Below are 6,768 nucleotides of genomic sequence, written 5' to 3'. Positions count from 1 at the left end.
TGGGGGCCGGTGCGGCGACCATGCTCTCCGGGGACTTCCTCCGCGATCCCGGGCGCACCCGTGTCTCCCAACCCAGCATCGTCTGGCACTGGGCCAAGAGCCTGCTCGAAAAGCGCTGGCTGTACGCGACGATGTGACCCTGCGCCCTGTCAGGACCGCGCGGAGCCCTGCTTAACGGCTCCATCGCGCGCGGCGGCCGCGGCCGTCTCCGCCTGGATATCGAGCCGCGCGCGAGCTTCTTGCCACTCGTCGCTCCGTTCAAGCGACTGCTCGATGTGGCGCCGCACCAGGGACATGCCGCGCACGACCGGCAGGCGCTCCCACATCAGCACGAGGAGGACCAGGGCCGCGAGGAAGAGGCCGAAGACGTACTCGCCGGCGCCCACCGACACGCCAATCGACGCCACGGCCCAGATCCCCGCGGCGCTTGTCAGCCCGCGGATCGTGCCGCCGTCGCGCAGTATCAGCCCGGCGCCGAGGAAGCCAACGCCCGTGATAACGCCGGCGACCAGCCGGTCTGGCGCGTTGGGGAACGAGGACTGCGCGATGCATGTGAAGGCTGAGGCACCGAGCGCCACCATCGCGTAGGTGCGGTCGCCGGCGGGGCTGCCCTGGGTCTCCCGTTCCCAGCCAATGATGAACCCCAGGACCATCGCGAATACCGTCCTGGCGGCAAACGTCCAGTCGTCCGGAAACTCCAAGCCCCGACCCTCCAGCAGCGTCAAGGTAGCATATGCAGACCTGACGAGCGCCCGATCGCGGAGCGCTCGCATGCGCGCGCGAATGAGGTCAAGGCGTCCCGCCCGCCGCCATCACTGCAGGCCCGGCCTCAGCGTTGCAGGACGAGCACCCCCAGCGCGGTCTGCCCGTCCAGCGAGATGACGACAACCCTCGCGCCAGGCCGGATGTCGGCGCGGCCGATGGCGCCGCTACCGCTGAGGAACTGTGTCTTCTCCGTGAGGGCGTAGGTCAGGTCGCCGGCCGGCTGAAGGGCCATGTCCAGCCGTGTGATGGTGAGCGAGGCGTCAGTGATGGACTTGACGGTGCCGAGAGCGACGTACTGCCCCATTGCGAGGCGGCGAAGCGCCTCAGGCGAAAGGTTGCCGCTCTGTAGCAGCTCTCGCAGCCGCTCCTGCAGCGCCGCCGGCAGGTCCTGGAGGCCCGGAATATCGAGCGCGGAGCCGAGAGTTACCTCCACGGTCATCTCCTGGCTACCCCGCAGGATGCCAAGGGTAACCTTGTCGCCGGCGGCCAGCCCCCCGACCGCCAGCGTAACTTCGCGTTCGCTGGTCACCGCCCTGCCGTTCACCGTGGTGATCACGTCACCGGCAAGGAGGCCTGCCCGGGCGGCGGCGCTGCCCGGCTGCACGTTCACGATGACCACGCCGCTATCGCGCGTCAGCCCGTATCGCGCCTTCAGGGCCGGGCTAATGTCCTCCACCTGGACGCCGAGCAGCCCACGCATCGCGAGGTTCGGGAGGCCGCCCCGTCCGGGCTGGCCCGGCTGCGGAGTCGGCGTCGACTCGACCTGCGCGTTCGGGGGCGCCTCGCCCAGGCGCACTGTCGCCTGATGCTCGCGCTCGCCGCGCTCGTAGGTGATCGTCACCTTCGTGCCGGGCGCCTTCGTCTCGACCGCAGCGCGCAGCTGCTCCGGCGTACGCACGACCTGGCCGTCGACGGAGCGGATGATGTCGCCAACGCGCAGACCTGCCGCCTCGGCCGGCCCGCCCTCGATGATGCTCGCAATGCGCAGGCCCTGCCCGGGCGGCACCGCGGTCACGGTCAGACCCAGGTAACCTTTCGAGCCGCTTCTGGCGGCCTCGCCTTCGCGGTCGTCGTCGCCGTTCACGATCAGGAGCGCGGCCAGTGCGCCGCTGGCAAAGAGCAACAGGCCGGCGACGGTGGCCAGAGCCACTACCAGCTTCCTCGGCATCGCCTACCTCACCTCCGCCTCATCGCTGGACTTCTCGGGAGCGCCGCGCGAGAGTGGCATCGCGATCACGAACTCGGTGCCTTCCTCGGGCGAGCTCGTAGCGCTGACCCGGCCGCCATGCGCTTCGACGATCTCGCGCGTGATCGCGAGGCCAAGGCCGGTGTTGCCGTCTGCCCGCGAGCGCTCACGGTCTACCTGGAAGAAGCGATCGAAGATATGCGGCATCACCTCGGCCGGGATGTACGACCCGGTGTTATGCACCGAGAGCCTTAGGGAGCCGTCCGACGTCTCCAGGCCGAGCCTGATGCGTCCGCCGGAGGGCGTGTGGCGGACGGCGTTGTCCACGAGGTTCGCGAGCGCCTGCTCCAGCCGTCGGGAGTCCGCGTGCAGGACCGGCGCCGGCCCCGGCTCCACCTCCAGTTTCACACCGGCAAGTTCAGCCCTGCGCCGGAAGCGCTCGGCGGTCGAGCGAAGCAGCTCCATCGGGTTCACTGCCTCGTCGTGGAGCACTACCTGGCCCGCCTCAACCTGCGACAGGTACAGCAGGTCGTCCACCAGGCCGCGCATGCGTACGGCCTCGTCGTTGATGATGCGCGCCGCCTCGGCGTAGTCCTCCGGGTCGTGGAGAGCGCCCTCGACCATCGCCTGCGAGAACCCCTGTACGGAAGTCAGGGGGGTCTTCAGCTCGTGCGAGACGTTGGCGAGGAACTCCCTCAACGTCCGATGAGAGCGGCTCACCTGGTTCGCCATGTTGTTGAAGGCCCGCGCCAGCCGCCCCACTTCGTCTCCGCCGTACTCCGGGATGTGCTGGTCGTAGTTGCCCCTGGCCATGGCCTCGGACGCGGCCGTGATCTCCCGCAGGGGCCGGCTTATCGAGCGCGCGAGCAGGCTTGCCGACACGACTCCGACGAGCAGGGCGATGCCGCCGGCGAAGAACAGCCGGGGCATCAGTTCCCGCCAGGCCTGGCTGATCTCGCTGCGGTCCACGGCAACGTACCCCTGGTACTTCGGCACAAAGGCCACGGGGGAGCCGGGGAGGCGCACGACGGCCACGCGGCTGCGAGTGAACAGCACCAGGTTCTCCGGCCCGCGGTAGCGAGAAATGCGGGGCGCCGTTATTCCGTCCAGGGGCCTGGCCTCGATCCCCCTGGCCGCCAGCTGTGCGATCGTCTGGCCGCGCAGCGTCTGTTCGGAGTCGCCTTCGACCTTGCCGTCAGTGTCGACGAGGAGGATGCGCACGTTGGAGTCCTCTGTCAGGAACTCCTCCTCCAGCGCCCGCTGAATGACGCCGGGGTCACTGAAGCCCGCTGCCTGGAGGTACGCCGCAAAATAGGCCACGGGGTCGGCAAGGCGCGCGACCCGCTCGCGCGCGGTCTTTTCCTGCTCGCTCTTCAGGAGGTAAGCGGTCGTAGCCCCGGCCAGGAAGAGGCTGACGAAAATCAGGATCCCGAAGGCGAGGATCAGCCTACTTCTTAGGCTTTGCGGTAGAAGCTTCCTCATCCAGGACAAGCTTGTAACCCACTCCCCAAACCGTCTGAACGCGGACCTTCGACCCCTGGAGCTTGTCGCGCAGCCAGGCGACATGGACGTCGATGGTGCGGGTGTCGCCGTAGAAGTCCTGGCCCCAGACGATGCTCAGGAGCCGCTCCCGGTCCAGCACCAGGCCCTGATGGCGCATGAAGGCCGCCAGGAGGTCGAACTCCTTTGCCCGCAAGGCCACCTGGCGGCCGCCAATGGTGACCTCCCGCCGCGCCGGGTCCAGACGCACGTCGCCGACCTCCAGCACCGTCTCCGGCTCCATCCGCCCCTGGCTGCGTCGGAGCACGGCCTTCACGCGCGCTACCAGTTCCCGCGGGTTGAAGGGCTTCGTGACGTAGTCATCGGCGCCGATCTCGAGGCCGACGATCTTGTCAACGTCGTCGCTGCGCGCCGTGAGGATGATGATCGGGACGCTGGAGGTCTTGCGGATCTCCTTGCAGGCGGTGAGTCCGTCCATCTCCGGCATCATCAGGTCGAGCACGATGAGGTCCGGGTTCAGCGCCCGCGACTTCTCGACCGCCTGCTTGCCGTCGTGCGCCTCTTCGACCCGGAAGCCCTCGTTCGACAGATAGAGGCGCGCGAGCTGGACGATGTTCTTCTCGTCGTCGACTACGAGGATGGTATTTGGCATGGTCGTGGGCGGGCCGCCGCCACTAGTGACCACGATAACAACCCCCCACATCCACCGCCAGCGGAGACCCGCCTCTAAACAAGTATCGTCCCGCAGGCTTGGCCAAGCGCGAAGGTTCGATAACGCCGGGGCTAAATAAGTGTTAACCACGTTCCGGCCGGGCAAGGCATGACGGTCGCAGGCGCCGGCGAGACTAATGGCCGCCCGGACGCCGGGCGCGCCGCCTGAAACCCGCGCTCCGGCGTGCTACATTCGCCTCATGGCGGACCCGCTGGAGACAGTCCGCGAGCGGGCCAACTCGAACGCGTTCTGGCGCTTCATCGGCGTCCAGGTGGACGACGCCAGGGAAGGTTGGTGCCGCCTGCGCGTGCCCCTGCGCGACGAGCTGCGCAACGCGCCCGGCGCGCCCGCGCATGGCGGGCTGTACAGCGCCCTGGTGGACATGGCGGTTGGCGGTGCCCTCAGCACCATGCACGAGCAGGCCGAGGGCGGCGTCGGCCAGACCACACTCGACCTCAACGTCAGCTTCATCGGCGGAGTCACGGAGGGCGACGTGATCGCCGAGGGGCGGATCCTCCGCCGGGGCCGGACCATTGCCTTCGGCGAAGCCACGATCACCGAGGCCTCCGGCCGCCTCCTTGCCGTCGGCCGCGCGACCTACATGATCGTTGCCGGGAGGTAGCCTCGATGCTCGTGATCGAGCTAGCCACCAACGATGACCTTTCCGTCCTGCGCAACCTGCACCAGCTCTATCTCTACGACCTCACGGAGTTCACCCACGACGACCCGGACCCGGAGGGCCGGTTCCCGCACGAGCCGCTCGAGGGCTACGTGGAGGGTGCGCCGGACCGGGCAGCCCTGATCGCCCGCCTGTGGGGACGTCCGGCCGCCTTTGCCCTCGTAGCGGCCGGCAGCGTCCTGGACGCCGGCGCCTGCGGCGTCCGCACTGTCCGCGACCTTTTCGTGCTGCGTCGCTATCGGCGGCGGGGGATCGGGACGCGGCTTGCCCTCGAGGCCTTCCGGCGCTTTCCCGGACGCTGGGAGGTGCGCCAGGACGCCTCGAACAAGCCGGCGCACACCTTCTGGCGCAAGGTCATCGACCGCTACACCGCTGGCCGCTTCGTCGAGCTTACGCTGGATGACCACCGCTGGCGGGGGCCGGTGCAGACCTTCGACAACTCTCTCCTCCTGGGCTAGGTCCGGAGGCGGCGCCCGGGCGGCCTGGCGCTCCGAGCCACGTTAGAATCAGCGCCGCTCGGCCGCTCCTGCGGACCACGCGGCAGTCTACTGCGTCACCGGAAGGCTCGACGGTTCCGCAGAGGTCAGGGCTGTGCAGTCTAGAACAGGAGCGCCTTCTGCACGCCTTCGCCTTGCGGCTTGCGGCCGTTGGCGCGCGCGGCCGCGGGCTTGCGCCCGCGACGGCGTGTGCCCGGCGCATCCACCCGCGCCGGGAAGCCGCCGTCTGACACCTTCACGACGAGCGTATCGCCTGTCGCCACGGCGGCGATGCTGCTGACGACACGCCCGTCCTTGTGCACCACGGCGTAGCCGCGGTTGAGGGTGGCCTGCGGGTCCAGCGCCTGCATCTGGCGCAGGCAGGACTCCAGGAGGCCGCGCCGCCGTTCCTGGGCCGCGAGACAGGCGCTTGTGGCCCGTCGCTCCAGGTCGTCGCAACGCTGCCTGAGCCGGCCGATGTCCGGCATCGCGCGCAGGCTGCGGGCCAGCGCTCCATCCACCAGGGCGGCGTCGCGTGCCAGGTGGTTGCGGGCGCTGGCGGCGGCGGAGGCCAGAAGGCCTCGCACCATCGCCCACACGTTTGCCTGGTCTGGTACGACCATCTCGGCGGCGGCGGACGGCGTCGGCGCCCGCCGGTCGGCAACGAAGTCGCAGATCGTGACGTCGGTCTCGTGCCCAACGGCGGACACGACCGGCACCAGAGAAGCGAAGACGGCGCGCGCGACGGGCTCCTCGTTGAAGGCCCAGAGTTCCTCCACGGAACCGCCGCCCCGCGCCAGGATGATCACGTCCACGTCCCCGCGCGCGTTCAGGGCCTCGATGGCGAAGCGGATGCCCGGCACAGCCTCTGGCCCCTGCACGGGCGTCGGTGCAAGCACCAGTTCTGCCAGCGGCCAGCGCCGGGCGATGACATTGCGGATGTCGTGGAAGACGGCGCCCGTGGGCGAGGTCACGACGCCGATGCGCCTAGGGAAGGCGGGCAGGGGCCGCTTACGCGCCGTGTCGAAGAGGCCCTCCTCCTCCAGCTGTTGCCGCAGCCGCTCGAACTGCGCCTGCCGCACGCCAACTCCTTCCGGCCGCACGAAGTCGACGATGCACTGCAGCTCGCCGCGCTGCTCATAGAGCGTGAGCTTGCCGTGCACGATCACCTGGGCGCCTCGTTCCAGGTACTGCAGCATCAGGCGCTGCCGCTCGTAGGCCGGGCGAAAGAAGACGCCCCGTAACTGCGAGTTCGCGTCCTTGAGCACGAAGTAGGTATGGCCCGAGGCCGGCCGCGAGCTTTCCGACACTTCGCCCGAGATCCAGAGGTCGGACAGGAGGAGGTCGGACTCCAGCATCTCCTTGAGCCGCGCCGTCACCTGCGAGACCGTGAGTATTTGCATCGCCGGCTCAAGTATAGGGGCGCTGAAGGCAACAGCCGCGCGATGCC

At 69.1% G+C, this 6,768-nt stretch carries 7 protein-coding genes; 2 read left to right on the top strand and 5 right to left on the bottom strand.

The window, feature by feature from the left end; genetic code table 11:
* Positions 1–149: 149 nt before the first annotated feature.
* The 4 genes from VNN10_14070 to VNN10_14055 form a co-directional block, all read right to left on the bottom strand.
* Positions 150–701 carry an MgtC/SapB family protein gene (locus VNN10_14070; GenBank protein ID HXH23147.1) on the bottom strand — a complete coding sequence of 184 codons (552 nt, stop codon included), beginning with the start codon at positions 699–701 and terminating at the stop codon, positions 150–152.
* A 128-nt stretch (positions 702–829) separates the two neighbouring features.
* Positions 830–1,933 carry a PDZ domain-containing protein gene (locus VNN10_14065; protein ID HXH23146.1) on the bottom strand — a complete coding sequence of 368 codons (1,104 nt, stop codon included), beginning with the start codon at positions 1,931–1,933 and terminating at the stop codon, positions 830–832.
* A gap of 3 nt (positions 1,934–1,936) precedes the next feature.
* Positions 1,937–3,433 carry a HAMP domain-containing sensor histidine kinase gene (locus tag VNN10_14060; protein ID HXH23145.1) on the bottom strand — a complete coding sequence of 499 codons (1,497 nt, stop codon included), beginning with the start codon at positions 3,431–3,433 and terminating at the stop codon, positions 1,937–1,939.
* Positions 3,399–4,103, bottom strand: a complete 705-nt coding sequence (locus tag VNN10_14055; protein ID HXH23144.1) for a response regulator transcription factor — start codon at positions 4,101–4,103, stop codon at positions 3,399–3,401. The genes VNN10_14060 and VNN10_14055 overlap by 35 nt, the downstream gene beginning before the upstream one ends.
* A 259-nt stretch (positions 4,104–4,362) precedes the next feature.
* Between VNN10_14055 and VNN10_14050 the strand changes: the two genes are divergently transcribed.
* Positions 4,363–4,785 carry a PaaI family thioesterase gene (locus VNN10_14050; protein HXH23143.1) on the top strand — a complete coding sequence of 141 codons (423 nt, stop codon included), beginning with the start codon at positions 4,363–4,365 and terminating at the stop codon, positions 4,783–4,785.
* Between the two features lie 5 nt (positions 4,786–4,790).
* Positions 4,791–5,300 (top strand): GNAT family N-acetyltransferase, encoded by a 510-nt coding sequence (locus VNN10_14045; protein ID HXH23142.1) that lies wholly within the window; start codon positions 4,791–4,793, stop codon positions 5,298–5,300.
* A gap of 140 nt (positions 5,301–5,440) precedes the next feature.
* On the opposite strand, the gene xseA is transcribed toward VNN10_14045, so the two are convergent.
* Positions 5,441–6,721: an exodeoxyribonuclease VII large subunit gene (gene xseA, locus VNN10_14040; GenBank protein ID HXH23141.1), complete on the bottom strand. Its 1,281-nt coding sequence runs from the start codon at positions 6,719–6,721 to the stop codon at positions 5,441–5,443.
* Positions 6,722–6,768: the final 47 nt, after the last annotated feature.

It is taken from the genome of Dehalococcoidia bacterium, assembly GCA_035574915.1.
GTDB lineage: Bacteria > Chloroflexota > Dehalococcoidia > DSTF01 > WHTK01 > DATLYJ01.
The sequence above is the reverse complement of the archived record's forward strand: the minus strand, read 5'-3'. Positions and strand labels throughout refer to the sequence as shown.

Bases quoted from the DNA above. Each gene is read 5' to 3' on its own strand.
- VNN10_14065 (HXH23146.1), bottom strand. From the start codon at position 1,933: ATGCCGAGGAAGCTGGTAGTGGCTCTGGCCACCGTCGCCGGCCTGTTG.
- VNN10_14060 (HXH23145.1), bottom strand. From the start codon at position 3,433: ATGAGGAAGCTTCTACCGCAAAGCCTAAGAAGTAGGCTGATCCTCGCC.
- VNN10_14055 (HXH23144.1), bottom strand. From the start codon at position 4,103: ATGCCAAATACCATCCTCGTAGTCGACGACGAGAAGAACATCGTCCAG.
- VNN10_14050 (HXH23143.1), top strand. From the start codon at position 4,363: ATGGCGGACCCGCTGGAGACAGTCCGCGAGCGGGCCAACTCGAACGCG.
- VNN10_14045 (HXH23142.1), top strand. From the start codon at position 4,791: ATGCTCGTGATCGAGCTAGCCACCAACGATGACCTTTCCGTCCTGCGC.
- xseA (HXH23141.1), bottom strand. From the start codon at position 6,721: ATGCAAATACTCACGGTCTCGCAGGTGACGGCGCGGCTCAAGGAGATG.